Here is a 1,301-nt window from a genome sequence, read left to right on the forward strand (position 1 = left end):
GGGCTGTCGCGGAGTAGGTGTCACCACAGGCTCAACGGCCTGCCCGCCGCGATAGCTGCTCTGATTCGGGCCCGCACCTTGAGCTCGCCTTCGCCGCGCTCCTGGCCGGCCCGGATGGCAGCGCCGATGGCCCGCGAGCGTCCGGCTGGGCCGCGAAGGTCCGCGAGCGGGCTACCCGGATCTCTGCGGCGGGCTATCCATTCGGCCCGGTTCTCCGCCGCTGTCCCCAGCCGCAGGTGCGTCGGCTGCTGGCAGGAATGATGGTCGCAGGTGTGGCAGACGGTCGGGCTGTCCGTTTCCCAGCCGAGTCGGGGGATGACGCCGTGCGCGAGCTGGTATCCGTACAGGTGGCCCGGCACCGTGCCCGTGCGCGTCCTGCCCGGCCGCGACGCGGCCCTGAAGCTGGCGTGGCCGGTGCTGGAGATCCCGCCGAGGAAGAACCAGCAGTCCTCGGTTGACGGGGTTCGGTAGACCTTCGCCCAGTACCGGGCCTGTACGGACTCGTCGGTCAGCCAGCGCATCCACTCAACGGCCGGTATGCGAACGGGTGTTGGTTCACCGATGAGCGGTAGTTGCTCGTCAACGCGAATGGGCCCGGCCCCGTTCACCGCCGAGAGCGGGAAGAGGCCGGGCCCGGAGCCGTTCTCAGGCGGCATCAGCCCGGCCGTCATCCGTCGTGACGACCGGCGCCGGGGCGGCCGGGGTCGAGGAAGCCGCGCCGGCCGCGTCCGGTCGCTGCTTAAGGGTCCGGGGGGAGCGGGGCCGCTCGGCGCGGATCTGTAGCTCTTCGATGATTTCCTTCGCCCGAGCGGCGGTAACGGGCTTGGCTTCGCGTTCCAGCTCCTCCGCCGGGACGCCCAGGAGTTCCGAGACCAACTCGGCGTCGTTGCCGAACAGCCGCAGGACGACGGCGGCAGCTTCCCGTGCCGCGACGTCGGCCTTCTCTTTCGTCTTGGCCGCCTTGACTGCGCCCTCGCGTGCGGTCAGCGCGTTCGCGGCAGCTATCTCCCGTGTCTTCGCCTTCAGCGCCTCAGCAGCGCGGACCCGCCTCCGCAGCTCCGACGCGCTTACCGGTCCTGCCGAATTGGTGCTCACCCCGGGCCCTCCGTTCTGTTCGAAATCAGTGGTCGTCGCGCGCACCGTAAGCACAGGTCCGCGGACATCTCGAACTACGGGTTCGTTGGGCGCCGGCCAGGGCGAACAGGCTGCCTCCGGCGGGTCCTCCTCGGAGGGGGTGGGGGCTGGTTGGTCGGGTGCGGGAGCGTCGTGGTGCGGGTGGTGGAGGCGGGGTTCCCTCCTCG

2 protein-coding genes are annotated in these 1,301 nt (G+C 70.7%); both read right to left on the reverse strand.

The window, feature by feature from the left end; translation table 11 throughout:
* Nucleotides 1-20 precede the first annotated feature (20 nt).
* Nucleotides 21-521 carry a hypothetical protein gene (locus tag ACWD3D_RS37205; RefSeq protein WP_451465044.1) on the reverse strand — a complete coding sequence of 167 codons (501 nt, stop codon included), beginning with the start codon at nucleotides 519-521 and terminating at the stop codon, nucleotides 21-23.
* A 124-nt stretch (nucleotides 522-645) separates the two neighbouring features.
* The gene (locus ACWD3D_RS37210; protein ID WP_451465045.1) at nucleotides 646-1,095 is read right to left on the reverse strand and encodes a hypothetical protein; all 450 of its coding nucleotides are present in this window, start codon (nucleotides 1,093-1,095) and stop codon (nucleotides 646-648) included.
* Nucleotides 1,096-1,301: the final 206 nt, after the last annotated feature.

It is taken from the genome of Streptomyces sp. NPDC002690 (assembly GCF_053592415.1).